General features: G+C 39.7%; 23 protein-coding genes. 8 read left to right on the plus strand and 15 right to left on the minus strand.

Translation table 11 applies throughout. The annotated features are described in order from the left end of the window. Nucleotides 1-14 precede the first annotated feature (14 nt). A complete protein-coding gene (locus tag NRL14_RS10320; RefSeq protein ID WP_306724597.1) occupies nt 15-2,189 on the plus strand; it encodes a S9 family peptidase in 2,175 nt (724 codons plus the stop codon). A gap of 42 nt (nt 2,190-2,231) precedes the next feature. Here NRL14_RS10320 and NRL14_RS10325 read toward each other — a convergent pair whose 3' ends face one another. The 4 genes from NRL14_RS10325 to NRL14_RS10340 form a co-directional block, all read right to left on the minus strand. Further along, nucleotides 2,232-3,719 carry a cell wall metabolism sensor histidine kinase WalK gene (locus NRL14_RS10325; protein ID WP_306724598.1) on the minus strand — a complete coding sequence of 496 codons (1,488 nt, stop codon included), beginning with the start codon at nt 3,717-3,719 and terminating at the stop codon, nt 2,232-2,234. Nucleotides 3,720-3,729: 10 nt separating this feature from the next. Continuing rightward, nucleotides 3,730-4,455, minus strand: coding sequence for a response regulator transcription factor (locus tag NRL14_RS10330; protein WP_306724599.1), 726 nt, complete (start codon nt 4,453-4,455; stop codon nt 3,730-3,732). A gap of 90 nt (nt 4,456-4,545) precedes the next feature. Continuing rightward, nucleotides 4,546-5,271, minus strand: coding sequence for a spondin domain-containing protein (locus NRL14_RS10335; protein WP_306724600.1), 726 nt, complete (start codon nt 5,269-5,271; stop codon nt 4,546-4,548). A gap of 10 nt (nt 5,272-5,281) precedes the next feature. Beyond that, nucleotides 5,282-5,983, minus strand: coding sequence for a spondin domain-containing protein (locus NRL14_RS10340; protein ID WP_306724601.1), 702 nt, complete (start codon nt 5,981-5,983; stop codon nt 5,282-5,284). Between the two features lie 185 nt (nt 5,984-6,168). Between NRL14_RS10340 and NRL14_RS10345 the strand changes: the two genes are divergently transcribed. Next, on the plus strand, nt 6,169-6,534 hold the full coding sequence (locus tag NRL14_RS10345; protein WP_306724602.1) for a DUF4870 domain-containing protein: 366 nt from the start codon (nt 6,169-6,171) through the stop codon (nt 6,532-6,534). Between the two features lie 228 nt (nt 6,535-6,762). Beyond that, the gene (locus tag NRL14_RS10350) at nt 6,763-7,197 is read left to right on the plus strand and encodes a YqaA family protein (protein WP_306724603.1); all 435 of its coding nucleotides are present in this window, start codon (nt 6,763-6,765) and stop codon (nt 7,195-7,197) included. Nucleotides 7,198-7,206: 9 nt separating this feature from the next. On the opposite strand, the gene folX is transcribed toward NRL14_RS10350, so the two are convergent. From folX to ycaO, 7 genes are all read right to left on the minus strand, one after another. Continuing rightward, nucleotides 7,207-7,563, minus strand: coding sequence for a dihydroneopterin triphosphate 2'-epimerase (folX, locus tag NRL14_RS10355; RefSeq protein ID WP_007377309.1), 357 nt, complete (start codon nt 7,561-7,563; stop codon nt 7,207-7,209). A gap of 3 nt (nt 7,564-7,566) precedes the next feature. Then, entirely contained in the window at nt 7,567-8,121 is a 555-nt protein-coding gene (gene folE / locus NRL14_RS10360) for a GTP cyclohydrolase I FolE (RefSeq protein WP_306724604.1), read from the minus strand. A 22-nt stretch (nt 8,122-8,143) separates the two neighbouring features. Next, nucleotides 8,144-8,863 (minus strand): dihydromonapterin reductase, encoded by a 720-nt coding sequence (gene folM / locus NRL14_RS10365; RefSeq protein WP_306724605.1) that lies wholly within the window; start codon nt 8,861-8,863, stop codon nt 8,144-8,146. A 142-nt stretch (nt 8,864-9,005) separates the two neighbouring features. Then, complete coding sequence (gene nadE, locus NRL14_RS10370) at nt 9,006-9,836, minus strand: ammonia-dependent NAD(+) synthetase (protein ID WP_306724606.1); 831 nt, start codon at nt 9,834-9,836, stop codon at nt 9,006-9,008. 53 nt (nt 9,837-9,889) lie between these two features. Further along, nucleotides 9,890-10,519, minus strand: a complete 630-nt coding sequence (locus NRL14_RS10375; protein ID WP_306724607.1) for a YceH family protein — start codon at nt 10,517-10,519, stop codon at nt 9,890-9,892. A gap of 43 nt (nt 10,520-10,562) precedes the next feature. Continuing rightward, nucleotides 10,563-13,925, minus strand: a complete 3,363-nt coding sequence (locus NRL14_RS10380) for an ATP-binding protein (protein WP_306724608.1) — start codon at nt 13,923-13,925, stop codon at nt 10,563-10,565. 167 nt (nt 13,926-14,092) lie between these two features. After that, nucleotides 14,093-15,853 (minus strand): 30S ribosomal protein S12 methylthiotransferase accessory factor YcaO, encoded by a 1,761-nt coding sequence (ycaO, locus tag NRL14_RS10385; RefSeq protein WP_149613702.1) that lies wholly within the window; start codon nt 15,851-15,853, stop codon nt 14,093-14,095. 156 nt (nt 15,854-16,009) lie between these two features. Between ycaO and NRL14_RS10390 the strand changes: the two genes are divergently transcribed. The 4 genes from NRL14_RS10390 (at nt 16,010) to NRL14_RS10405 (ending at nt 21,152) form a co-directional block, all read left to right on the plus strand. Next, entirely contained in the window at nt 16,010-18,295 is a 2,286-nt protein-coding gene (locus NRL14_RS10390) for a penicillin acylase family protein (protein WP_306724609.1), read from the plus strand. Between the two features lie 58 nt (nt 18,296-18,353). Continuing rightward, nucleotides 18,354-19,202, plus strand: coding sequence for an MBL fold metallo-hydrolase (locus tag NRL14_RS10395; RefSeq protein WP_306724610.1), 849 nt, complete (start codon nt 18,354-18,356; stop codon nt 19,200-19,202). Nucleotides 19,203-19,302: 100 nt separating this feature from the next. Continuing rightward, nucleotides 19,303-20,835, plus strand: a complete 1,533-nt coding sequence (locus NRL14_RS10400) for a bifunctional GNAT family N-acetyltransferase/carbon-nitrogen hydrolase family protein (protein WP_306724611.1) — start codon at nt 19,303-19,305, stop codon at nt 20,833-20,835. Further along, nucleotides 20,835-21,152: a multidrug efflux SMR transporter gene (locus NRL14_RS10405; protein ID WP_007377319.1), complete on the plus strand. Its 318-nt coding sequence runs from the start codon at nt 20,835-20,837 to the stop codon at nt 21,150-21,152. The genes NRL14_RS10400 and NRL14_RS10405 overlap by 1 nt, the downstream gene beginning before the upstream one ends. A gap of 67 nt (nt 21,153-21,219) precedes the next feature. Here NRL14_RS10405 and NRL14_RS10410 read toward each other — a convergent pair whose 3' ends face one another. Continuing rightward, complete coding sequence (locus NRL14_RS10410) at nt 21,220-22,098, minus strand: EamA family transporter (RefSeq protein ID WP_373462530.1); 879 nt, start codon at nt 22,096-22,098, stop codon at nt 21,220-21,222. 244 nt (nt 22,099-22,342) lie between these two features. On the opposite strand from NRL14_RS10410, the gene NRL14_RS10415 reads away from it, so the two are divergent. Further along, nucleotides 22,343-22,726 (plus strand): MAPEG family protein, encoded by a 384-nt coding sequence (locus tag NRL14_RS10415; RefSeq protein ID WP_149605518.1) that lies wholly within the window; start codon nt 22,343-22,345, stop codon nt 22,724-22,726. A gap of 74 nt (nt 22,727-22,800) precedes the next feature. On the opposite strand, the gene NRL14_RS10420 is transcribed toward NRL14_RS10415, so the two are convergent. The 3 genes from NRL14_RS10420 to NRL14_RS10430 form a co-directional block, all read right to left on the minus strand. Further along, nucleotides 22,801-24,009: a M56 family metallopeptidase gene (locus NRL14_RS10420; protein ID WP_306724612.1), complete on the minus strand. Its 1,209-nt coding sequence runs from the start codon at nt 24,007-24,009 to the stop codon at nt 22,801-22,803. Between the two features lie 9 nt (nt 24,010-24,018). Beyond that, the gene (locus NRL14_RS10425) at nt 24,019-24,393 is read right to left on the minus strand and encodes a BlaI/MecI/CopY family transcriptional regulator (RefSeq protein WP_008136143.1); all 375 of its coding nucleotides are present in this window, start codon (nt 24,391-24,393) and stop codon (nt 24,019-24,021) included. Between the two features lie 101 nt (nt 24,394-24,494). Next, nucleotides 24,495-25,187, minus strand: coding sequence for a pseudouridine synthase (locus NRL14_RS10430; RefSeq protein ID WP_007377324.1), 693 nt, complete (start codon nt 25,185-25,187; stop codon nt 24,495-24,497). Nucleotides 25,188-25,273: the final 86 nt, after the last annotated feature.

Below are 25,273 nucleotides of genomic sequence, written 5' to 3' on the forward strand. Positions count from 1 at the left end.
AAGGACTTTGACTGATGAAACGTACCCCCTTTGCATTTGCTGCACTGTCGATAGCTATCTTAAGTGGTTGTAATCAAGCCCCAGAAGAGACTCAAAAAAATAATACACAAATTAAAACTGTTCAAGTAGCCCAAGCTATTGCACCCATTGCTAAAAAAGTGCCATATGAAATGACTATTCATGGGGATACACGTATAGATGATTACTATTGGTTACGTGATGACGAACGTAAAGCGCCAGAGGTGATTAACTATTTAGAAGCTGAAAATACATACACAGATGCAATGCTTGCACATACTAAAACGCTGCAAAGTGAATTGTTTGAGGAGCTAAAAGGGCGTATTCAAAAAGACGATGATTCAGTCCCAGTTAAAAGCGGTGATTATTTTTACTCAACGCAAACACGTGGCGATAACGAGTACACTACTTATTTACGCAGCAACGATTTTGCAGGTACCGATCAGCAAGTTATTTTAGATGTAAATGAGCTTGCTAAAGGCCATGATTATTATGCGGTAAGTGGCTTAGATGTAAGCCCGAATGGCAATTTAATGGCTTATGGCGAAGATACTGTTAGTCGTCGTATTTATAGTATAAAAATAAAAGATTTAACAACCGGTAAATTACTCGAAGACACACTTGAGGGCACTAACGGTGGCATTGTGTGGGCAAACGATAATAAAACGGTTTACTACATTAAAAAAGATTTACAAACTCTACTAGGTTATCAAGTTTATCGTCATACATTAGGTACACCACAAGCTGATGATGAGCTAATTTACGAAGAAACTGATACCAGTTACTACATGGGTATGAGTAAAAGTAAAGATGAGTCAGAAATTTATATTTGGCACAGCAGCACAGCCGCCTCCGGCGTCTCGGTATTAAGTGCTGATGATGCTAAGGCAATGCCTAAACGCTTAATTGAGCGTGAAGCTGGGCTTGAATATGAAATATCTAAACTAGGGAATACCTACTATATTGTAACTAACTTAGATGCTGTAAATTTTCAGCTGATGAAAGTGGATATTGATAGAGCAGGCGACAAAGCTAATTGGCAAAGTGTGATCCCAGCGCGCGACGGTATTAAACTCGAAGGCATTGATTTATTTAATGACTACTTAGTTTACCAAGAGCGTGAAATGGGTCAGTCAAAACTTATTGCGCGTGATTTAAAAACAGGTAAAGAGTTACCACTGAGCTTTAACGATAGCGCTTATACAATTGGTACTTATGGCAATAACGATATAGATAGCAGCACGTTACGTGTTTACTACACAAGCATGACAACGCCTGATTCATCATACGATGTAAATTTAGCAACAGGCAACAAAACATTACTTAAACAACAAACTGTATTGGGCGACTTTAGTGCTGACAACTATGCCTCAGAGCGCATTTTTGTAACTGCGCGTGACGGTATAAAAGTACCGGTAAGTTTGGTTTATCGTAAAGATGCGTTTAAAAAAGACGGTACAAATCCATTGCTGCAGTACGGTTATGGTTCGTACGGGGCAACGATGGATCCAACGTTCTCCAGCTCACGCTTGAGCTTGTTAGACCGTGGCTTTGTATTTGCAATTGCCCATGTACGTGGCTCGCAAATGCTAGGTCGTCCTTGGTACGAAGACGGCAAGCTACTTACTAAAAAGAATACGTTTAATGACTTTGTTGATGTAACCAAAGCATTGGTTTCTCAAAAGTATGGCGCAAAAGATGAAATATTTGCGTTAGGTGGCAGTGCTGGTGGCTTATTAATGGGCGCAGTAGCAAACCAAGCGCCTGAGCTTTATAAAGGCATGGTTGCTGCGGTACCGTTTGTTGATGTAGTAACCACGATGCTTGATGCGAGTATTCCGCTTACAACAAATGAATATGGCGAATGGGGTAATCCGAACGAAAAAGCGTATTACGATTACATGCTATCTTACTCGCCATACGACCAAGTATCTAAGCAAGCATATCCTAATATGCTAGTAACGACTGGCTTGCACGATTCACAAGTTCAATACTTTGAGCCAGCTAAATGGGTTGCTAAGCTGCGTGACTATAAAACTGATGACAATAAATTACTGTTTAAAATAGATATGGAAGCAGGGCACGGTGGTGCATCGGGTCGCTTTAAGCGCTTAGAAGATACCGCGCTAAACTATGCATTTATGCTTGATTTAGCGGGTATTAAAAAGTAGTTAATTTATATATTTAAAATAAATAAAAATGTAAGGTGCTTTTTAAGAAAGCACCTTTTTTTGTGGCAAATTAAAGCTAAACATAGTGCCTTTGCCAATTTCACTTTGCACGTATATTTCGCTATCCATAAGCTTTAATAATCCTCTGCAAATAGCTAGTCCTAAACCACCTTGCTGACGACCCGCTTTATTAGAATTACTTGCTTGATAGTGAGGATTAAAAATAGCACTCAGTTCATCTTGTTTTATTCCAACGCCAGTATCTGAAACATGCACGAATAGCTGATTGTCGCCACTGCGCTTTACATGTACTGCAATGCTACCACCGCTAGGCGTATGCCTAATAGCGTTATCAATTAAGTTACTTAATACGCGTTCTAATTTTGCGATATCGGCTACAACGGGGAAATCACAAATTGCAGGTTCTACCGATAAATGAATACCCTTTTTATTTACAGCTAAGCTAAATTTAGCAATGCAGTCATAAATTAACTCGCCTAAATTAAAGGTTTCTTTATTTATGTTTATTTCGCCATTTTCTAAATGGGCAAGTTCAAATATTTGCTCTATGAGTAATTTTAATTGTCCGCAATTATTAAGCGACACTTGTAAGTATTCTTGTTGTTCTTTTTGGCTTAATTGCTGGCCCGACTGATTTAACACTTCTAAAAAGCCCTGCAGCGATGCCAGAGGTGTACGTAAGTCGTGTGATAAATGAGTCAGTAGCTCTTTGCGTTGTTTATCGCCTTGTTCAAGTGCTTTAAATTGCTCGTTAATACGGGTAAGCATGGCTTGAATACTTCGACCTAAGCTATGTACCTCGTTGCTTTTCTGCGTTGAATAGTCACTAAGCCTAGTATCGGTAAGGCTGTAATTAGCGGCTTCTATATTACTTACGTCACGGGCAAGTCGTTGAATCGGATTCGTAAAAAAGCGCAATAAAATGAGCATAGCAATAAATAAAAATACCAGCGCAGATCCAAGCCACAAAGCGGCCAACCATAGCTTGTCATTATTTTTTATAGTGCTTAGAGAGGTGTCATAAGCCTCGCCACCGATGATGACATACAGGTAACCTTGCAGCTTATCTTTATTAAACACAGGCGCAGCCGAAAATATTTTTTGTTGTTCTTGGTTGCGAGGGTTATCTCCATAAATAGGTGTTGCATTAGGGTCGTTAATAAGTCTTTTTAAAGGTGTCAAGCTAATATGAGTGCGTTTAACTTTACCCGGCTCTGCCGAATAAGTGAGAATCTTTCCCGTTTCGTCTACAAAATAAAACTCAAACGCGGGGCCTAATAACATTAAAGTATGAAAAAGGTTTTCAAGCGCTTTGTAGTCATAAACACCTTCTTTTATTAGTGGGTTATCTTGTACTAAATGCTCCGCTAAAGCTAGGTGTAGGTTTTGTTCTGCATGATGTTTTGATGTTAGTTCTAGTTGCTTGCTCCAGCCGTAAACTAGGGCGCAAATAAAACAAAAAATGACCACTAACGATACAGCTAATTTTTGGTACAAAGATAGTTTCATAGTAGGTGTCTTAATTTAGTTGGCTCGGGTTTAGTTTATAACCCACACCCCAAACGGTTTCTATGATCGGCGCTTGCTGATGTTCTTCTAGTTTAGCGCGTAAGCGGTTTATATGTGAATTAACAGTATGCTCGTAACCACTATGTTGGTAACCCCATACTTTATCGAGTAATTGTTGTCGGCTAAATACATGATTAGGATGGCGTGCAAAGTATACGAGTAGATCAAATTCGGTTGCAGTAAGATTGAGTGCTTGCTTGCCTAAATAAACTTGGTGCGAACTGAACTCAATGTGGAGTGAGCCTACGTTTAGCGTTTGTTCGCTATCAACGGGTGAGTTATCGTTATTCTGACTGGCAAGTAATTGTGCTCTGTGGCGCAATTGGGTCTTTACTCTGGCTTGTAGCTCACGTGCAAAAAAGGGTTTACAAATATAGTCATCAGCGCCCATTTCAAGGCCAATTACTCTGTCCATATCGCTACTAAGCGCTGTGAGTAAAATAACGGATGTAGTTGGGTGGTGCTCTTTTATTTTTCTGCATAAACTTAAACCATCCATTTGCGGTAAGTTTATATCGAGTAAAATGAGTCCGTAGGGGTGCTTAGCTATTTTTTTTAAAGCAAGCTCGGCACTCACAACATGATCAACATGTAAGTTAAGTGAAGCTAATTGTGTAGTAATTAATTTACCTATTTCTCGATCGTCTTCTACGATAAGTAGTTTTTCATGACGCATAATATATCCTCGTAAAAAGGGGGGCGTCCATGCTCCCTTACTTCCCCATTACAAGCTGGTATATTAATATTTAAGTATTAATAATATTTATTACTGAGTCCGGGTAATAACAACTCTGGCCAATGGATTATCAAACCTATGCTCAGGGCTTAGTATTGAACTTGATAGACCATCTTCATTAGTAACTACGCCTTGGTGCCTTGCTACAAAATTAACATCATCGCGTACTTCGTTAAAGCCTTCGCCATTATCCGCAGGACCTGGGAATGTACCAGCCGATTCTGTATTCGCTTCTGTACCTGAATCATAAGCAACGGTATTGCGTGCAATTGAGTCACCAACAGCTAATGCAGATACATCTAAAGCACTAAGACCGGTAAAGCCGTCGTTTGTATTCACCATCATTGTAGCAAATGATAATTTTAATGCGTCTAGTGTATCTGTCGTGATTGTAACGGTTGTCGTTCCGCCTGGCCCAACAGGGTTTTCACTTGATGCATTAGCAATCCCATTTTCAAATGTTAAAAGTTGACTATTATCGCCTCCTTCAGCCATTAACTCTAATCCTACAGAAGCAGGACTACCAATTTGCCATAGCGCACCTTCTTTATGCGCAATAACAGCAATTGGTGAAAACGGCTGACCAGCAGTTAAGTTACTTACCGTTACATCAAATTGATAAATAACAGCGGTTGGCTCTGGTACTGCTACTTGCTCTAGTTCGTTATTATCGCTGTCGCTACCGCCACATGCAGCAAGCGTTGTTGCAAGCGCAAGTACTATCGCGCTTCTTTTTAAATTTTTAAAAGATGACATAATGGTGCTCCTACTTAACCGTAACGGTTAGTTTTGCAACAGGGTTTAACCATCTGTGTACCGTATTACTAACATCGCTACTACCAGCTGTTAAATCGTCGTCACCTAGGTTACCAGGGTGAATATGAACAAGTGTGTTAGTGTCGTTGCTGATTAAACCAGTACCACCAGTACCTGCATTACCACCTGGAGCCGCAGGCATACCTGGAATGCCTGGCGCACCAGAACCTTCAACTATAAGCTCATTGTTTTGCTCAGTGCCTGCATCGTAAGCATTTAAATTAACGCTATATGTACCCGGCTCTGTAGGAATCTTCCAGCTGTTTAAGCCAGCAAAAGCATCGTTTGTTGGTAATAACATTGCAGTAACTGATAAGTAATTGTTACCGTCTGATGTTGTTAATGTTGTCATTGCTGATGTTGATGGTGCAAGTAAACCAGCAGCCGGGTTTGCAGCAATATCGCTACCAGCAGCGTTTGCTTGTGCAATAAGACCTGAAATATCTCCGCCTTCAGCCATCGCTTGTAATGCTGATGAGGCTTCGGTTGTTACTTGAAACAATTTATCTTCAGTATTGTGGGCTGTTATTAACACAGGTGTAAAGTGCATACCTTGAGTTAAATTTGTAATTTTTAGTTCTAGCTCTGCGGCCATAGTTGATTGGCTAGCTGCTGCTAAAAGAATTGCGATTGTTAATGTTGAAGCTTTCATTATTATTTCCTGTAAGTGATGATTCGAGTTAAGTATTGAATAATCGTCTCCAAAAACTCTCACAAACTTATCACTTTTTTATCACAGGATTTCGCGCTGTGATTTTTAAACGTAAATACGTTAGTTGATTTGTAGACATTTGTTTAGTTAAGAGGCAACATACATGAAACAAAAAAGAGAATGTTATGGAAGAAAATCAACAGGTTGAACCAGTTAATAAAGATGACCGTATGTGGGCTATGTTATGCCATTTAAGTGCACTTGCCGGATTTATTGTGCCGTTTGGCTCAATTATTGGGCCATTAATTGTGTGGTTAATTAAAAGAGATGAGATGCCAATTGTTGACGTGCACGGTAAAAAGGCGCTTAACTTTCAAATAACGATGGCAATTGCATATGTAGTTTGTTTTGTACTGATGTTTGCAGTGATAGGTTTAATATTACTGCCTTTAGTGGCAATTTTTGGGTTTGTAATGGTTGTACTGGCAAGTATTAAAGCTAATGAAGGTAAAGCGTTTAATTACCCGTTTAGTTTAAATTTGATAAAATAAACACACAGTTTCTTTTTATACCCATTGCATTAAATTAGTGATCTATTATAGCGATAAGAAAATAGCTCAATAACCAGGCTAAAATTATGACAGATACTTGTTCTATATAAATAATTTTTAACGCCGTTAGTGAGTTATTTAATACGCTAGAATGATCATGTTTTTAATAAAATTGGTATTATAAACCCAGCTATAGGCTGGGTTTTTACGTTTAGCCATAAGGGCATTATGCTTTATCTCACGTTATTTATTAGCGCATTTATATCTGCCACATTATTGCCCAGCTCTTCTGAGGTAATCATGGTGGGGATGATTACTCAAGGTGAAGCTAATTTATGGCTTATGTGGTGCGTAGCAACACTTGGAAATGTATTGGGAAGCTGTGTTAATTACTGGTTAGGCACGCAGGTACTGCGTTTTAAAGATAAAAAATGGTTTCCTGTATCGCAAAAAGGGCTTGATAGCGCACAAAAACAATTTAATAAATATGGTGTATATAGTTTGTTATTTGCTTGGTTACCGGTTGTGGGAGATCCGCTAACAGTAATTGGAGGCATATTTAAAGTACAGTTTAGTACTTTTTTGTTGTTAGTAATGCTAGGCAAAGGCGCGCGCTATTTAGCGGTTATCGCCCTTGCCGTTGGATTCGAAAAACTCATTTAGATACAAAAGTTATTTCGCCCAATCAAGTGTTAACGACACTGAGTCGGCAAAACGCAGTGCATGCGGTTTATCAACACGTGCTTTAGCGTAATGAACACTTGGGTGCGAGTGACAAACCGCAAGAATTTCAGCAACTAATTTTTCGAGCAGTAAAAAGTGCCCTTGCTCTACTAAACTAATCACTTCTTTGGTGATCACTTTATAATTTAGTGCTTGGTCTACTTCATCCGTTTTACAGGCATCATCAGCAGGGTAGTGAATCTCCAGATTGATCACTACGTCTTGCTTTTTTTCACGCTCATCGGGGTTAAAGCCAATAAATGTACGCAGTCTCAAATTAGTAACGTTAATAATTGCATTAGCCATAGGTTAACCTTTTATAAGCTGCAAAAATTCGTTACGCGTTTTAGGATCGCTTCTAAAGTTACCTAACATTACTGATGTACGCATGCTTGAATTTTGCTTTTCTACACCACGCATCATCATACACATGTGTTTTGCCTCAACAATAACGCCTACGCCCTTAGCGCCTGTCACTTTTTCAACTGCTTTAGCGATTTGATGCGTTAGCTGTTCTTGAATTTGAAAACGGCGTGAAAACATATCAACAATACGGGCAAATTTAGACAAGCCTAATACTTTACCGTTTGGTATATAAGCAATATGGCAACGGCCAATAAAAGGCAGTAAATGATGTTCACACATAGAGTAAAGCTCTATGTCTTGCACTAACACCATGTCGTCAGCATCAGACGTAAATACCGCTTTATTAGTTATTTCATCAAGTGTTTGACGATACCCCTGCGTTAAATATTCCATTGCTTTTGCAGCACGTTTTGGCGTATCAAGTAAGCCTTCGCGGTTAGCATCTTCGCCTACAGCGGTGATGATTTTTTCATAACTTTCTTTTAATTCATTGTGCATAAATATCTCAGTTTATTTATATTTACTTTAAATGACGACCGCCATCAATAGGCAAAGAGCGCCCTGTGATGTATTGGCTTTGTAATAGTAAATCAATGCTATTGATAATTTCTTGGCATCCGGGTTCAATGCCCATTAATGATTTTTTAAGGGTCTTAGCTCGATATTGCTCATCGTCATGTTCATTAAAAATAATGAGCGATGGAGCAACCGAGTTCACTTTTATATTTGGCGCATATTTAGCGCTAAACGATTTGGTTAGGTTGTCGAGTGCTGCTTTACTTGCTGCGTAAGCTAAATGTTTAGGGCTGCCTGTTTCAACTACATAATCAGTGAGGTGAATTATATCGGCAGGTACTTTTTCATTTTGCTGATATTTTAAAAGCAGCTCTGCGCACATTAAATTAATTAAATACGGTGTTTTGGCATGTATACGCATCATATTATCAAACAGTGCTGCGAAGTCAGGATTGTTAGCTTCGCAGTCCCAGCTTGATGCGTTATGTACAATAGCGCGCAGCGATGATGTATGCATATTAAGCGTATTTATAAATGCACTAATACCGTCATCGGTACTAAAGTCAGCATAAATACATACAGCGCCTTGTTGCTCTAATTTATCAACAGCGCCGTGACGAGTACGATACGTAATAATAACAGCCTGCCCTTGGGCTATATAATGCTGAGCTAGCGCTAAACCAATACGTTGGCCTGCGCCGGTAATTAAAATGGGCGATGTCATATAATGCAGTGTTCTCTTTGGCGGGTAATTAATAAATATTAGCGTGTTAATTTAGTAAAATATACGCAGTCTCTTGATCTGTCGATCAAAAAAGCAATTAATCATTAATGGTATTAATTGCTTTATTTTATTTACTAAAACATTAATCGTAAATTGTCGGAATTGGTTGGCGCTTATGTTGTGTACGCGTGTAAATACTCACAAGCTTTTGTTCAACATCATTAGACACAGGTTTACCTTCTAAAAAGTCATCAATTTGCTCATAGCTTAAACCAAGTGCTTCTTCATCTGTTAAGCCTGGGCGGTCACTTTCTAAATCAGCTGTAGGTGCTTTATCTACTAATAAAGCTGGCGCACCTAGTGCAGTTGCAAGCGCACGAACTTGGCGTTTTGATAAACCAAAAAGCGGCGCTAAATCGCATGCACCATCACCAAATTTGGTATAAAAACCAGTAATGTTTTCAGCACTATGGTCAGTACCTACGACTAAACCTTGGCAAAAACCTGCAATTTCATACTGAGCAACCATACGTTGGCGTGCTTTAACGTTGCCTTTAATAAAATCTATCTGAGCTTGCTCAGGAAGGGCTTCGCTGCTACCAACTATAGCTGCAAGCGCTTGCTCATGCAGTGCATCGGCTGCCGGTTGTACGTTAACGGTCATACGTTTACTTGGCTGAATAAAATCAACCGCCATTTGGGCTTCGTCTTCATCGGCTTGTACGCCATAAGGCAAGCGAACAGCAATAAATTGATACTTATCAGTGTCTAGCTCTTCATTTAGCTGGTTGACTGCTAATTGGCACAAACGTCCACAAGTTGATGAGTCAACGCCACCACTTATACCGAGCACTAACGACCTTGAGTAAGCTGCCACTAAGCGTGCTTTTATAAAATTAACTCGACGGATTATTTCTGCGTTTATATCAATTGTTGGCTGAACTTTCATTTCAGCCATAATTTCGGCGCGCATGGCCAGCTCCTATAGTCTTATATAAACTTATTATGTGATTAAGCGTTTAATAATTAAAGCCCTAAATGGGCTTTAATCTGACGTAGTTCTGTTTTTAGTTGCTCAACTTCTGCGAGTAGTTCGTCTAACTCACTATTTTTAAGTGCATTAACTTTTGGCTCATGAGTATTATTTATTAAGTTAGTTTGCTGGTCTGCGAGCTGATGTATATAGCGACTTTCTCGCTTACCAGGTTCTCGTTCTAACTTTATTACGTAATCATTTTCAATAAGCTCATTTAGTGCACTCTCTACTTCGTTTACATTATTAAACTCAGCAAGTCGAGTACTTCGAGTTCTCAGCTCTCCTGGTGTCTGTGCGCCGCGTAATAGCAGTAAACAAACAATAGCGCGCTGTTGCTGTGAAAATTGTAAATTACTAAATTCAGTATTACAAAAACGATGGTCGTATTTATTTACGCGACCAGAAAGGCCTTCGTCTATTGTAACCAAACGCAGTTCGATTAGTTCATCAAGTATATTTTGTACGTCGTTTTCAGTGAAATTTACAACAGGATCGCGATTAGACTTTTGATTACATGCATTTGTAAGGCCATTTAACGATAGCGGATAATGCTCTGGCGTCGTACTTTGCTTTTCTAGTAAGCAACCAATAACACGTTGTTGATTTGCTGATAACTGCATAAATAATCTCAAATTAGTAAGCGTATTTTATTAGCTTACACTTTTATTGGGTATCAAGCCATTGGCTAAGTTTAGGTTGTAAAGCGGCTAGATCGAGAGGTTTACTCAAATAGTCGTCCATTCCAGCGGCAAGGCATTTATCTTTATCGCCCTGCATAGCATTTGCGGTTAAGGCTATTATAGTAATATTTTTATTATACTTACCTGCATCGCCTTTTCTTATCGCTTGTGTTGCCTGATAACCGTCCATTTCTGGCATCTGGCAGTCCATTAAAATAAGCTCATAAGGCTCGCCTTGCTTTGTATTGAGCTTAACAATTGCCTCAAACCCATTTTGTGCAATATCAAAGCTCACTCCAGCCTGTTTTAATAACGCTGAGGCGACTACTTGGTTTACTTTATTATCTTCCACTAATAAAATTTGTGGTTGAGAAAAGTTAGTGGCGACCATTTTTGTGAGTTTGTTTTGCAACTGAGCTTGCTTTTGTTGTAGTTCTATAAACTGATCATTAGTGAGTGAATCAAATAAATCAGAAGGCGTTAGCGGTTTGAAAATCATACAATCAATCTTTATCGCTAGCTTTGATTCCTCTTTTGAGTAGCTCATAGGTGCCATTATTACTAATTTACAGCCTTGTATATTTATAAATCCTTTTAGAGCAGTAATGCATTCTGGCGACGCTTTTTCAAAAAAGTAGTAATCAATTAAAATGGCATCAGTATTTTGAACCTCATTATGTGAGTAATTCAATATTTGTTGATAGTCATTGATGCAATCTACACTAGCGCCCCAAACAGAGAGCTGCTTACTTGCTGTATTAGCATTTAAGCTGCATTCATCAATTATTAAAATATGCTTATCTTTAATTAAATGACTCGGTAGATCTTGCTCTTTACTGAGTCGAGGTTGTATCTTTATTGTGAAAGAAAATGTGCTGCCTTGGCCTTTCACGCTGGTTACACTAACCTCTCCGTTCATGAGTTCACAAAGCTGTTTTACTATCGCAAGGCCTAATCCTGTACCACCAAACTGACGCGTTGTTGAGGCATCTGCCTGTGTAAAGGAGTTAAACAATGTCGCTTGTTTTGTAAAGTCGATACCAATACCAGTATCAATAATAGAGCATTGTAAAAATGAACCGTTGGTTGTGTCATGTATTTTTGCCACAATTATTACTTCACCATTTAAGGTGAATTTAACAGCGTTACCGATCAAGTTATTTAAAATTTGACGTAGCCTGTTTGGGTCGCTAATTATTTCGCTGACTGTAATTTGAGTGGCATCTAAAATAAGCTTGGTATTGTTTTGCTCTACCTTTAAGGCGAACGATTCAACCACCTCACCTAATAATTTAGGTAAGTTAAATTGTACATTGTCGATATCGAGTTTACCGGCTTCTATTTTTGAAAAGTCTAAAATGTCATTAATTATATTAAGTAATGATTGAGCAGAAGATTGGGCTAACTCTATATGGTGTTCTTGTTGTTGATCTAATTTGGTTTGCTTTATTATATTTAACATTCCGAGCACGCCGTTCATTGGGGTGCGAATTTCGTGACTCATACTCGCTAAAAACTCACTTTTTGCGGCAACTGCTTGTTCTGCTGTTTCTTTAGCCGTTACTAGCTCTTGTTCAGTTTCAATACGTTGCTGGCTAGAATGTAGGCTACCTATCAATGCGGCGACAGCGATTAAAAAACTTTCCTCATTTTTAGTCCAATTACGTTTAATTCTACATTGCTCAGCACAAATAATACCCAATACACCACTGCCTGCAGGTATAATTACACACAGCATAGATTTGATCTCTAACGGCAGTAAATAATGTGTGGAGAGAGGCGCCAAGGTTGAATTTTGTAAAACATCAGAAGCATTAAATACAGCTTGATGGTCAATAGTATTAAAAAAGTCTGGGAGGTTTTTCCTAAGCCAAAGTAACTCTATTTTATCTGCTGAGTTCAATTCACTGTGCACGGCAAATGGAATTAGTTGGCTTTTGCCTTTATCAAAAAACCGTATGCTGGCGCGCTCAATTTGAAATGCTTGGCAAATAGATTGTGTAATTATGTCCTTGGATTGGCTTAGCTGGCCGTTTAAAATTAATTTATTTATAGTAAGCGAGGCTAAAATTTCGTTATGCAACGCTATAGAGCTACTTTCTAATTCAACTTTTTTTCGGGTATCTATATTCTGCAATGATCCAAAAATTCTTACACATCGTCCGTTTTTTTGCTCTGCCTCACCATGCACAAGCACCCAAATTGACTCTCCTTCTGCATTCATTACCTCCAGCTCAACTTCGTATTTTTCGCCGTGTTTTATAGCACGTTCAATCAAAGGTTTAATGGTTTCTCTGCTCGTGCCTTTTTTAAAGTAGCTCAAATCTATTGGCCACTTAGGTTGGGTATTTAATGGGTATTTGAATATTTTTTTGGTCATATCTGACCAATACACTTGCTGAGTTTCTAAATTAAATGACCATGCGCCGATTTGTGCTAAATCACTCATTGTTTCGAGCATTTTCTCGTTTTGTTGTTGGCGATTAAGCATTTTTAAAAAGAATAAAAACGCCCAAGTCAGTAATCCACAAATAATAATAATAGCCAAACGCAATGGCCAAATAGCTGAATGAGGCGGATTCCAACCGAGCTTTGGGGTAACGTATAGTTGCCAGCTTCCACCTTGGAAGTTCAAAGTGAATTCAAGAGGGTTTTGTTCAATAATATTTGAGTTCCCATAAAAAAACTCCCCTTTTTTACCTAAACCATTGCGACCTTGTATGGCAACGAGATACTCCTTTTCAAGTTCATAGATTCCAGAGTTGGTATAAATTTTTTGAATATCGAGCACAACTGATAACAAACCCCAAAATTCATTTTTAGGAGGGGTGTATACAGGGACTCTGGCTATTAATGCCTCACCTCCTTGCACTAAAGTGAGTGGCCCAGCCATGATGATCGTGTTTGTGTCGCGGGCTCTAATTGCATCTGCACGTTGATTTTTGTTATTTAAAAAATTAAGACCTATCGCTTTTTCATTTCCTTTTAAAGGATAAGTCATTTGAATAACCATATTTGGGGCGCCGCCAATATTACGCAGTTCTTTTGAGGTATTGAAAAGAGGGGCGGCAATCTGTGCAAAGCGTTCTTGCTCTAAGTTTGGCTCTACGGCTACAGCAACACCTAAGCCACGCACTAGTTGGATATTAGAAACTAAAGTCGATTCAAGCTGGGCGCGATAGGTGCTTACTTCGGAGAGGATTTGCAATCGATGGGCGTCTTTTGCTCGATTATAGTTAATACGCTCAAGTACCACACAAACCAATACAGTTAATGTAAGCGATAGCCAAAAGGTCAGCTTAAAGTTATGAACATTCGTTTTTTTATTATTAATCGATGGTGGCATTAGCTGCATGTTGGCGTTAATTAAGGCAAATTAACTATAGCTAATTTATTACGAAAATGAAAACAGCGCTAGAGCCTGTTGGTCTTTCGAGGTTAAAAAATTAATCCTGAAAGGTCAACATGCCCTTAAATACGCCGTTTATTTTTTATAATTAGTTGTTTAACTAGTTACGCATCGCTAACTTCACGCGCCCAATGATTTTGCTTTGCTACATGTAGCTTGCGGTAACCATCAAGTAGCGCCGCATGCTTTTTAAAGCCTTCAAGCGATAAACCAGGAAAAGTTAAACCGTTAAACTGCTTTTCACCTTCGGCAATTTCTATAGCCAGGGCTACATTATTAGCACCAAACATTAAGCCTAATGCATCTTGGTAATCGGCGTATTCGCGCTCGTCATCATATTTAATTTCAAGAATCGCTTTTAAACAGCGGAAGTGGCGCATTGCCTCTTCGTTTACTTGGCCTGTATGAAGTATCCAGTCAACCCAATCAATGGCTTCTTCGCTGCCTGCAGCTAAACATAGGTGTGCTTTAAGCTCACCTATGCGCAGTGTGTGCCATGGCGTGTCGGCATCGGTTGCAAGGCCAATAAATTCTGCGGCGCGGATAATATCGCTGTGGCCTGCTTCTTCAAGACTGTCGTAAATGTCCATCCATTGCTCTGCATCGTACTGATCAAGCGATAAGAAGGTTTCGCGGAATTTAGCGCCTTCGTTGTTGTTGCGCCAAATAAGCTCATCAACAGGGTAAATGTCTGACATGCCCGGTACTAAAATACGACATGCGTATACGTTTAGATGCGTGTAATCCATGATGTAGATATCATGATCCATGCTGTGAATTAGGTCAGTACAGAAGTTATATTCTTGCTCTGTTGTGCCGCTAAAGTCCCAATGGACAAATTCAAAGTCAGGTTCTGCACGGAAGAAATCATGCGAAATCAAACCGCTTGAATCAATAAAGTGCAGTTCAATGTTCTCTGGTGTTGCTACTTCATCGTTATCAAATGTTGCAGGTTGGAATACATCTAGCTGATCAAGACGACGACCTTGTAGTAACTCAGTCACGGTACGTTCAAGCGCAACTTCAAATGATGGGTGAGCACCAAAAGAAGCAAATACAGAACCATCTGTTGGGTTAATAAGCGTTACGCTCATTACAGGGTATTTGCCCCCAAGTGATGCATCGGCAATACGTAAATGAAAGCCATGGCTGCGAAGTTCTTCACACGCTTCGTGAATTTTAGGGTATTGCTTAACAACGTCTTCAGGCACGATTGGTAAACAAATACCTTCGGCGATGATGCGGTTTTTAATCGCGCGTTCAAATACTTCTGATAAACCTTGTACGCGCGCTTCAAATTTCGTGTTACCAGCGCTCATACCGTTAGATACAAAAATATTACCAATAACGTTTACCGGGATGTATACGTCTTGGTTATCGCGTTGGCGAGTGTAGGGCAGGGTACAAATGCCACGATCAATATTGCCTGAGTTAAAATCAAAAAGGTGTGATGCGTTAAGTTCGCGCTCTGGGTCAAAGTAATCCCATAAGCTTTCATCCATAATACCTTGTGGTACTTCATCGCCTTCAACTTTAAACCATTTTTCACTTGGGTAATGAGTAAATTCGCCATTAGCAAATTCTTCACCTAGATAAAAGTCTGCAAAAAAGTAGTTACAGCTTAAACGCTCAAAGTATTCACCAAGTGCTGAGGCAATAGAGGCTTTGTCGGTTGCGCCTTTACCATTGGTAAACATAACACCGCAGTCGCTGTCTTTTATATGAACCGAATAACAGTTAGCTACAGGGTTAAGCCAAAGCGCTTCTTCAACATTAATATTTAGGGCTTTAAGCTTGTTTTGCATGGTAGAGATTGACGATTCTAGGTCGCGGTCTTTACCTTTGATAAATGTTTTTTCAGTCATATTGATCTCAACTAGTTCTGCACGATGTGTGGAGCTGACATTATCGTGGATTTTGATGTTTATTTCACCCTTTGCGAGCAAGAACATTATTATTTAATAAAACTGTGGTTATTATATGCTCTCAACGCTTGGTGAAAATTATCAAAGGAAAGGCCGATGTTTAAATTAATCAAATGGTTACTGTTATTGACTGTTATTTTAGGGTTGGCGAGTACCGCCGTTGTTTATGGCGTACTTAGTTTAAGTTTACCGGCTCTTGACGGAAGCGGGCGTAGTAACGCGGTAGTAGAGCCTGTAAAAATTTCGCGCGATGTATTAGGGCAAGCAGTAATAAACGCTAATAGCCGAAACGACGCTGCCTATGGTTTAGGTTATGCACATGGGCAAGACCGATTTTTTCAAATGGATTTACTAAGGCGTAATGCCGCAGGTGAGTTAAGTGAATTATTTGGCCAAGCAGCGCTGGGGCTCGACAAAAAAATGCGTTTTCATCAATTACGTAAACGCAGCCAAATGATTTTACAAACGCTGCCAGAGGCAGATAAGCAATTACTTAAAAGTTACGCTCAAGGTGTAAACGAAGGTTTAGCGCAAGTAGGGTATTCGAGCTTTGAGTATTTACTAACCGGTGCAACACAAAAGCCATGGCAAAGTGAAGACAGCCTACTTGTGATATTTAGCATGTACCTAGATTTACAAAGCGCCACATTTGAGCGCGACCAAGCACTCATTCAAATTGAGCAAGCGTATACAAAGCAAATGGTTGATTTTTTAACGCAACCAAGTAAGTACCAAGCCGCGCTTAATGGCAGTAGATTAGCGCCTTATAGCGGCGGCATACCTACTTTGCCCACTCAAACACAACACACAGTTAAAAGTATTGAAGCCAATCAAGAGCGCGGCAGTAATAACTGGGCAGTCACGGGAACGCTGACTAAAACAGGCGCAGGTATGGTGTCGGATGATATGCATTTATCGATGGCAGTGCCTGTAATTTGGTACAGAACACAGCTAAATTACATGCAAAATGGAGCGCCTACCCAAGTAACTGGTGTATCGCTGCCAGGCGCACCTGCCATTGTAGTGGGCACAAACAATAATATTGCATGGGGATTTACGAATGGCTATTTAGATACTGCCGATTGGATTGCTTTAAATGACGAGCGTAAAACATGGCAAGTTGATGAATCGATTGCATTACCCGGTGGGGAGGTCGAAAACTACTCATTAATACTCAGTGAATATGGCCCTGTAAAATACATTAACGAAAAGCCTTACGCACTTAGCTGGACTGCACATCAATCTTATGCCGTTAATATGCAGCTAGTGAAGTTAGAACAAGCCAAAACAGTAGATGATGCACTTGCTGTAGCAAGCGATGTGGGCATTCCGGTGCAAAATTTAATGGTGGTAGACAGCCAAGGTAGCGCCGCGTGGAAAAATATCGGTGGTATACCGGCTCGTAAAACACCAAGTGAGCTTGGCGTAAATGCCGATGATTACAGCGTGCTTTGGCAGCAAAACGAATTACAACGGCCCTTTGTTAAAAATCCACAAAGTGGGCGATTATGGACTGGTAATTCTCGCGTGGTATCGGCTGAAGATAACGCGCGTTTTGGTAATGGTGGTTATGCACTCGGTGCGCGTTCAAGTCAAATTCGCGATAGATTATTTGAAAAACAAACATTTGCTGAGAGCGACTTTTACGCATTACAACTTGATAATCAAGCTCGCTTTTTAATGCCTTGGCATGCTCTGCTATTAAAGCAATTAAAAACCGATACAACTAAAAATCAGCAATATATAACAGAACTCGAAAATTGGCAGCAATGTGCATGTTCAAACTCCATAGGGTATACCTTAGTTAAGCGCTACCGCGATGAAGTGATTAATATTTTATTTAGTAATATGGAAGACGAATTAAATAAACAACAAGGCACACTTAAATACGTAAAACGAGATTTAGAGCCCGCAGTTTGGCAGCTTATTAACAACAAACCCAACACATGGATAAACCCACAATTTAAGAGCTGGGATGCACAATTACACGGTGCATTTAGCCAAACTATCACTAAGCTTACAGAACAATTTGGCAATAACGTACAAAGCTGGCAGTGGGGCAAGGTAAATGAGTTAGTGATAGAGCATCCATTTGCAAAGCAAATGCCGTTACTTGCTAAGTTATTAAATATGCCTACAGCTACGGGTTTTGGTGATAGTTACATGCCTGCTGTACAAGGGCGTAGTTTTGGCGCATCGCAACGCTTTATTGCTCAACCTGGGCATTTAGAGCATGCAATTATGGCTATTCCTGGTGGGCAATCGGGGCATCCATTATCTGAATTTTATAGAGCGGGTTTTAGTGATTACGTTGAGGGCAAACATACACCTTTATTGCCGCAAGAATTAATACATCAAATAGTAATAGAGCCTGCGCAATGAACTAAAGTATAGCTAAACACGTTCTATATAATTACTAATAAAACAACAGAGAACTAAAATGAAAAAAATATTACCCGCATTAATAACAGGTTTATTACTAAGTACAGCAGTGCAAGCAGATGAAGGTCCAGTAACAGCACAAAAATTAAGTGACCATGTATACGTACTATTTGGGCAAGGCGGTAATATTGCAGCAAGTGTAGGCGATGATGGCATATATATTATTGATGATCAGTTTGCCAAGTTATCAGACAACATCAAAAAAACCATTAGCGATTTAAAACCAGGTAGCGCAGAGTTTGTTATTAATACGCACCATCATGGCGATCATACCGGTGGCAACGAGAACTTTGCTAAAGCGGGCGCGCACGTTATAGCGCACGACAACGTACATAAACGCTTAAAAGAAAAGCATGGAGAAGGGTCCGATTTTTTACCCCGCATTAGCTTTGGTCACGATTTAAAATTGCATTTTAATAACGAACACGCCCATGTGGTGCATTATGAACATGCACACACCGATGGCGACTCAGTTATCTTTTTCAGTAACGACAACATAGTGCACATGGGCGACATTTACTTTAATTTTGGCAGCTTACCGTTTGTTGATGTAGATAGCGGCGGCAGCGTTGATGGTATTTTAGCAGCAGTAAACGATGTAGTTAATCAAATTGACGACAACACTAAAGTAATACCAGGACACGGTAAGGTAAGTGACCGTTCAGGACTGATAGCGTATGGTAAGCTAGTTCAAAACGCGAAAGACGTAATGCTAAAAGCAATGCAAAATAATGCAAGCTTAGAGCAAGTACTTAAAGCCGATCCTTTGGCAGAACTTGGTCTTGAATACGCAGGGTGGTTACCAAAAGAGAAAGTAACCACACTTTTTTATCGCAGTTTAAAGTAGTACATCTAAAGTAAAAAACATGATACAAAGCTGAGTGTATTCTTGATTTAATCGAGCGTGCATTCGGCTTTTTATTTTCTTATGCCTAAAGGAGTTGTGTATGTCGGCAGAAAAAACCCATCTTGAAATTTGTAACTTAACCAGAGAGCAATATCCGCAAATTAAAACCTTGATGGATCAAGCGTATCCCGACTTAGGTGGTGCGTGGCCAAGTCATACCATTTTTAGATTAATAGACCAATTTCCTGAAGGGCAAATAGGTATTGTAGATGACGGCGTGCTGGTGGGCTTAGCGCTGAGCGTACAAGTTGATTACACACGTTTTTCAAACCCGCATACATACGAAGACATTGCAGATGGTCACGACCGTGTATTTAGCGATACCGATGGCGATGCGCTATACGGCTTAGATGTTGCCATTAGCGAAACTCACAGAGGCATGCGCTTAGGTCGTCGCCTTTATGATGCCCGTAAAGAACTGTGCCGCCAATATAACCTACGCGCTATTTTAGCGGGTGGGCGTATTCCGCGTTATTACAATCACAGTAATGAAATGACGCCAATGGAATACATTGCAAAAGTAGATCAGAGAGAGCTATACGATCCTATTTTAAGTTTTCAGTTATCTAACGATTTTCAGGTAAAGCGTTTGCTTAAAAAGTACTTACCAGAGGATCAAGAGTCAGTTGGTTACGCCACTTTACTTGAGTGGAATAACATTATGTATGAGCCAACCGACACGGTACTTGAGTCAACTAAATCGATAGTGCGCGTAGGTGCAGTGCAATGGCAAATGCGTTGTGTTGAATCGGTTGAAGAAATGCTAAAGCAGGTTGAATACTTTGTAGATACCGTATCTGACTACAAAAGTGATTTTATACTCTTCCCTGAGTTTTTTAACGCGCCATTAATGGGCTTAGGAAATCAAAGCAACCAAACTGAAGCAATTCGTTATTTAGCTGAATATACCGAAACATTTAAAAACGCGATGTCGCGTATGGCAATAGAATACAACGCCAATATTATTACCGGCTCTATGCCACTTGCCGAGGATGATAAAATTTATAACGTGAGTTATTTATGCCACCGCAGCGGTAAAATAGACGAGCAACGTAAAATACATATTACCCCGCATGAGCAAAACGATTGGGTTATTCAAGGCGGCGATAAAATTGCCGTGTTTGATACCGATGCCGGTCGTGTAGGTATTCAAATTTGTTATGACGTAGAGTTTCCTGAGCTTTCACGCATATTGGCCAAACAAGGTTTAGATATTTTGTTTGTGCCATTTTGGACCGATACCAAAAATAGTTATTTACGTGTGCGCCATTGTGCACAAGCGCGTGCAATAGAAAACGAATGTTATGTGGTTATTGCAGGCTCGGTAGGTAACTTACCACAAGTAGAAAGCCTTGATGTGCAGTATTCGCAATCAGCTGTATTAACGCCATCGGACTTTTCGTTCCCGCACGATGCAACACTTAACGAAGCCACGCCAAACACCGAAATGCTATTATTTAGTGACCTTGATATGGATAAACTTAAAATTCTTCACAGCGAAGGCACTGTGCGTAACTTAAAAGATCGCCGCGAAGATTTATACGAAGTTATTTTGAAAAAGAGAGACGTTTAATGGCGTGGGTGTACTTAATTATTGCTGGGTTACTTGAAATTGGCTGGCCGATAGGTTTAAAAATTTCGCAAAACGATGATACTCGCTGGCAGGGTATAGCAATAGCTGTGGCATTTATGGTCGCTAGTGGCTTTATGTTGTGGCTTGCGCAAAAGCAAATATCAATGGGCACATCATACGCCGTATGGACAGGTATTGGCGCTGCAGGTACGTTTTTGGTGGGGATATTGTTTTATAACGATGCCGCTACATTTGGTCGTATTGCGGGAGTATTAATGATTATTAGTGGTGTGATAACACTAAAAATCAGCTCTTAGAATCAGTTCTTAAAGCTATAAAAAATTATAACAGCGCAGGTATAAAAGCCTGCGCTTTTTTGTGCCCTTAATTCGGCAACATAACCAAAACAGCGGCAATGGCTATGAGGATTAAGCCTGCGGTGTCTTGCTTTTTAAGCGGTTGTTTTAGCCAAAGCACAGCAATTAGCATGGTAAAAAACACTTCAACCTGTCCAAGTGTTTTAACGTAAGCAACGTGCTGTAAGCTCATTGCACTAAACCAGCCAATAGAACCGACACAACTAAAAACACTAATTGCGGCTGTAGTGCCTTTGTATTGCCACAGTTTACTAAGTGTTTGCGGCTCTTTTAATAATAAATAGCCCAGTAGTATTAGTGTTTGTAGGCTAATTACAAACAGCAAAACCCAAGCAGCTGAGTGAGGAAATAGTAATCCTGAGTTTAAGCTCGCTTCACGTACCCACAGCGAGGTAAGTGCAAAGCAAGTACCACAAGCCAGTCCTAGTAATGCTGTTTTAGCATTAAAGTGTTTAACGCTTGTTATGCCGCTGAGTAGCAATACGGCAATAGCGCCAAAAAACACACCAAGCCAACCGAGTAAAGAAAGTGCCGAGCCAAAAAATAATACGCCTAAAATGGCAGCTACTAACGCCTCGCTTTTGGCAAGCCCAGCACCTACGGCGTAATTATTCATTTTAAATAGCTTAACCATTAAACCAGTGGCAAGTATTTGCATCACACTTGCGCCTACAATAAATGCCCAAAAGGCATTATTAAACGTAGGCATGGCGGTATCTTGATATTGATACAAACCATATAAATACACGCCAGCAATAGGGCCTGCGATAATAAAGCGAGAGAGGGTTACGCCAGCAACACTCACATCGTTACTTAATTTACTTTGCAGGGCATTACGCCAGGCTTGCATGAAGGCGGCTAAAAAAGTGAAAAATATCCAGGTCATGGTCGTCATCGTTAAAATGTAAGGCAGTAAAGTTAACAAGCTTTGAGAAGTAAAGCGATGCATTAACCGTGATATTGAATATTCATCATCTGCGACATTATGTCGCACAAGATTGAAGATAAATTTAGTTATAGTAAGCCTGATGTTATTGCTAGCCGCTAGAGTTTGCCATAAAACGCATCTGGCGGCTTTTTTACATTGGTTGTGTTATTTTATCTAATTAACAATAACTCAGAATACCACTATGACTATTTTAATTGTTTGTGCTTTATTGGCTGTACTAATGCCATACATTGCTAGAATCCCTGCCGTAATTGAGTTAAATAAACTCGGCGGATACGATAATAAACATCCTCGACAACAACAAACTCAATTAATCGGTTTGGGAGCACGTGCTTTGGCAGCTCATCAAAATTGCTTTGAATCGCTAGCTGTTTTTGCGGTCGCGCTTGCGGTAGTTTTAGGTACTAACAATGCAAATGCAGTGACTGAAACCCTTGCCATGACACATATTATTGCACGTGTTTTATTTTGTGTTTTTTATTACTTAAATCTTGATATTATTCGCTCAATTATGTGGTTTATTGGTTTGGGGTCAGCCATTGCCATGATTGTGGTGAGCTTATAACTTTATAGCGTAAAACCACAAAGCAAGCAGCCTAAAAGGGCGCTTGCTTTGTAGTCTTGAAAAATCTAATAAAGTTAGTGCGATACTTTAATTCGCTCTATTAAATCGGTATTAGCAACTTCATTGTTTATTGCAAAATCGAGCTGTACAAGTACGTTTTGATAACCCATTGATGAGGGTTTATATTGCCACTGTCTTAGCGCCTTTTTAGCTTCACGGTCAAATATGGCTTCAGGCTTTGCACTAACAACAGAAACATTAGCGGTTTCACCATTGGGAGTTATATCGTACTTTAATACCACTGAGCCACTGATGCCTTGTTGAGCTGCTTGTTTCGGATAAAGGGGTTCAATACGCATTGTCGGTGAAATGTGATCCTCTTTAGTCATTGCCTCTGGTTGCTTTGCAATCGCCAATCCACTTAGCATACTTGCTGCTACAAGTAATAAGCCACCTTTAGCAAACTTTGAATGTTTTCCGCTGTGTTTTATATTAGTAAGTCGTTGTAACATCGTTTTTTTATCTCCGTAGTGTGAATAAGCCATAAGTCCTGTGGGCGCATTTGCCGCACAGCTTATTAAGGCTTTGCTGTATAAAATGTGTTGTTGTGTGGTTTTATTGGCAAGTACCCGTTCATCACAAGTCAGCTCTTGTAGACGGCGCATGCTTGCGTAACAAGCCCAAGCTAGTGGGTTAAACCAAAGTAAAATAGTAGGCAGTAATATAAGTGCGTTTGTTAGGTTGTCTTTGCGTTTAATGTGTACGTTTTCGTGCTCTAAAATAAGCGCTAATGTGGCTTTATCGAATTGCGCATTATAGTTACTCGGTAACACTAGCTTGCTGTTTAAAATCCCGATCACCATTGGCGTGGCTACATGTTGACTGGTGTAAGTTTTAACATCAGCGGTAAGAGTGCCTTCAAATTGGGTTAACTCAGTTAACTGCAGGCTTTTAACAAAGCGGGTATGCGTAATAAAGCTAGCTATTAATAACCCAGCAGTAATAAGTGCATACATGAGCGCCCAGCTAATACCTACCTCGTTTGTAAAAGGTTGGTTGGGGGTGATTAAGTAGTGACTAATATTACTGTTTTGCAGTGGTTTAATTGCGTTTGGTAAATTAGCAATAACCAATGCTGCAGGTAATAGCCATGCTAATTTATATACAAATCGCGAGCCAAGGGCTTTTAAAGCAAATCGCTCGAGTAAAATAAATCCACAAAACAAAATACTTAATAGTAGTTGCTGCTCAATCAACCAATTAAACCCTGTTTGAATAACCATGTTAATCCCTTACTTTTGGTTTTTTTCCCAGTCATCTATAACTTTTTTAAGCTCGTTTATATCTTGCTGAGAAAGCTGCTCCGATTTAGCAAATCCACTCACAAGTGGCGCAATACGCCCACTAAAAAATCGCTCAACAAAGTTTTGGCTTTCTTTTAGGGTGTAGTCGGCGCGCTCCATACAGGGAGTATAAATATACTGGCGACCTTCTTTTTCAAATGTAAGTGCGCCTTTTTTTACTAGTCGACCTAGCAGGGTTTTAATGGTTTTTTCGTGCCATTGCTTATCGTCGCTTAAGCGCTCAATTATTTGGCTCGCGGTGGCGGGGTAGTTAATCCAAAGTGCGTCGAGCACGTCAAACTCTGCTTTTGATAACTCAATCATGCTATTGCCTACAAATGTAATCCTTAATTAAAGACTACACCTGTAATCTATAATTGCAAGTTTATTTTTAACTTTTTGATATGTAGTTAAGTGACTTGGTATTAGATTTTTGAAATGTCGGTTTTATTAATTTGTATATATTGGTTTTCAGGTAGGTTTAGTTTTGAAAGGGTGAGGTCACTAAATTGCGATCTATATAAATCAATAACTTTGTATCCGCAGTAATGCGCCATTTTACGTATTTGCCTGTTTAGCCCTTGTTTTAAAACAATACTAAACTGATTACTGGCTATTTTATTTACTTCACAAGGCAGGGTTATGTGTTTATCAACGGGTACGCCTGCTGCCATTTTGTCACAAAAAGCATCGTCTAAAGGCTTATTTACGGTGACTAAATAATGTTTAGGCTGGTGGAAATCAGGATGTATTAGTTGGTTACAAAAATCCCCATCGTTGGTCAAAATAAGCAAACCACGAGAGTCTTTATCTAATCGACCAATAGGGTAAACACGGGTAAGTGTAGGCAAGTGGTGAATAAGGCTGGCAGGGTCATCAATATTTAATTTGCAGTCAATGCCTACCGGCTTGTGATACGCAAAATAAACTAAATCGGCCGCGCCTTTAATTTCTTTTTCGTTCACTATTATCGTGTCTTGCTCGTCAACGTGATCAATATGATTCGCTGGGCGATTATTTACAGTCACCACACCTTCATCAATTAAACGCGATGCCTGTTTACGAGAACAAATACCTGCATGGGCAATATATTTAGCGAGTCGGATTTTTGTGCTCATAACGTGTGATGCCAGCGGCTAATAAAAATTTGATCGCGATTATAGCAAAGCTGCGTATCTATGAGGTTACTTTTAAAAAAGGTGGT

This window comes from Pseudoalteromonas sp. 20-92, assembly GCF_030847595.1.
In the GTDB taxonomy this organism is placed as follows: Bacteria; Pseudomonadota; Gammaproteobacteria; order Enterobacterales; family Alteromonadaceae; genus Pseudoalteromonas; species Pseudoalteromonas fuliginea.

What these genes read in the sequence shown, in the direction of transcription:
- NRL14_RS10320 (WP_306724597.1), top strand. Translation starts at nt 15, where the DNA reads ATGAAACGTACCCCCTTTGCATTTGCTGCACTGTCGATAGCTATCTTA.
- NRL14_RS10325 (WP_306724598.1), bottom strand. Translation starts at nt 3,719, where the DNA reads ATGAAACTATCTTTGTACCAAAAATTAGCTGTATCGTTAGTGGTCATT.
- NRL14_RS10330 (WP_306724599.1), bottom strand. Translation starts at nt 4,455, where the DNA reads ATGCGTCATGAAAAACTACTTATCGTAGAAGACGATCGAGAAATAGGT.
- NRL14_RS10335 (WP_306724600.1), bottom strand. Translation starts at nt 5,271, where the DNA reads ATGTCATCTTTTAAAAATTTAAAAAGAAGCGCGATAGTACTTGCGCTT.
- NRL14_RS10340 (WP_306724601.1), bottom strand. Translation starts at nt 5,983, where the DNA reads ATGAAAGCTTCAACATTAACAATCGCAATTCTTTTAGCAGCAGCTAGC.
- NRL14_RS10345 (WP_306724602.1), top strand. Translation starts at nt 6,169, where the DNA reads ATGGAAGAAAATCAACAGGTTGAACCAGTTAATAAAGATGACCGTATG.
- NRL14_RS10350 (WP_306724603.1), top strand. Translation starts at nt 6,763, where the DNA reads ATGCTTTATCTCACGTTATTTATTAGCGCATTTATATCTGCCACATTA.
- folX (WP_007377309.1), bottom strand. Translation starts at nt 7,563, where the DNA reads ATGGCTAATGCAATTATTAACGTTACTAATTTGAGACTGCGTACATTT.
- folE (WP_306724604.1), bottom strand. Translation starts at nt 8,121, where the DNA reads ATGCACAATGAATTAAAAGAAAGTTATGAAAAAATCATCACCGCTGTA.
- folM (WP_306724605.1), bottom strand. Translation starts at nt 8,863, where the DNA reads ATGACATCGCCCATTTTAATTACCGGCGCAGGCCAACGTATTGGTTTA.
- nadE (WP_306724606.1), bottom strand. Translation starts at nt 9,836, where the DNA reads ATGCGCGCCGAAATTATGGCTGAAATGAAAGTTCAGCCAACAATTGAT.
- NRL14_RS10375 (WP_306724607.1), bottom strand. Translation starts at nt 10,519, where the DNA reads ATGCAGTTATCAGCAAATCAACAACGTGTTATTGGTTGCTTACTAGAA.
- NRL14_RS10380 (WP_306724608.1), bottom strand. Translation starts at nt 13,925, where the DNA reads ATGCCACCATCGATTAATAATAAAAAAACGAATGTTCATAACTTTAAG.
- ycaO (WP_149613702.1), bottom strand. Translation starts at nt 15,853, where the DNA reads ATGACTGAAAAAACATTTATCAAAGGTAAAGACCGCGACCTAGAATCG.
- NRL14_RS10390 (WP_306724609.1), top strand. Translation starts at nt 16,010, where the DNA reads ATGTTTAAATTAATCAAATGGTTACTGTTATTGACTGTTATTTTAGGG.
- NRL14_RS10395 (WP_306724610.1), top strand. Translation starts at nt 18,354, where the DNA reads ATGAAAAAAATATTACCCGCATTAATAACAGGTTTATTACTAAGTACA.
- NRL14_RS10400 (WP_306724611.1), top strand. Translation starts at nt 19,303, where the DNA reads ATGTCGGCAGAAAAAACCCATCTTGAAATTTGTAACTTAACCAGAGAG.
- NRL14_RS10405 (WP_007377319.1), top strand. Translation starts at nt 20,835, where the DNA reads ATGGCGTGGGTGTACTTAATTATTGCTGGGTTACTTGAAATTGGCTGG.
- NRL14_RS10410 (WP_373462530.1), bottom strand. Translation starts at nt 22,098, where the DNA reads ATGACCTGGATATTTTTCACTTTTTTAGCCGCCTTCATGCAAGCCTGG.
- NRL14_RS10415 (WP_149605518.1), top strand. Translation starts at nt 22,343, where the DNA reads ATGACTATTTTAATTGTTTGTGCTTTATTGGCTGTACTAATGCCATAC.
- NRL14_RS10420 (WP_306724612.1), bottom strand. Translation starts at nt 24,009, where the DNA reads ATGGTTATTCAAACAGGGTTTAATTGGTTGATTGAGCAGCAACTACTA.
- NRL14_RS10425 (WP_008136143.1), bottom strand. Translation starts at nt 24,393, where the DNA reads ATGATTGAGTTATCAAAAGCAGAGTTTGACGTGCTCGACGCACTTTGG.
- NRL14_RS10430 (WP_007377324.1), bottom strand. Translation starts at nt 25,187, where the DNA reads ATGAGCACAAAAATCCGACTCGCTAAATATATTGCCCATGCAGGTATT.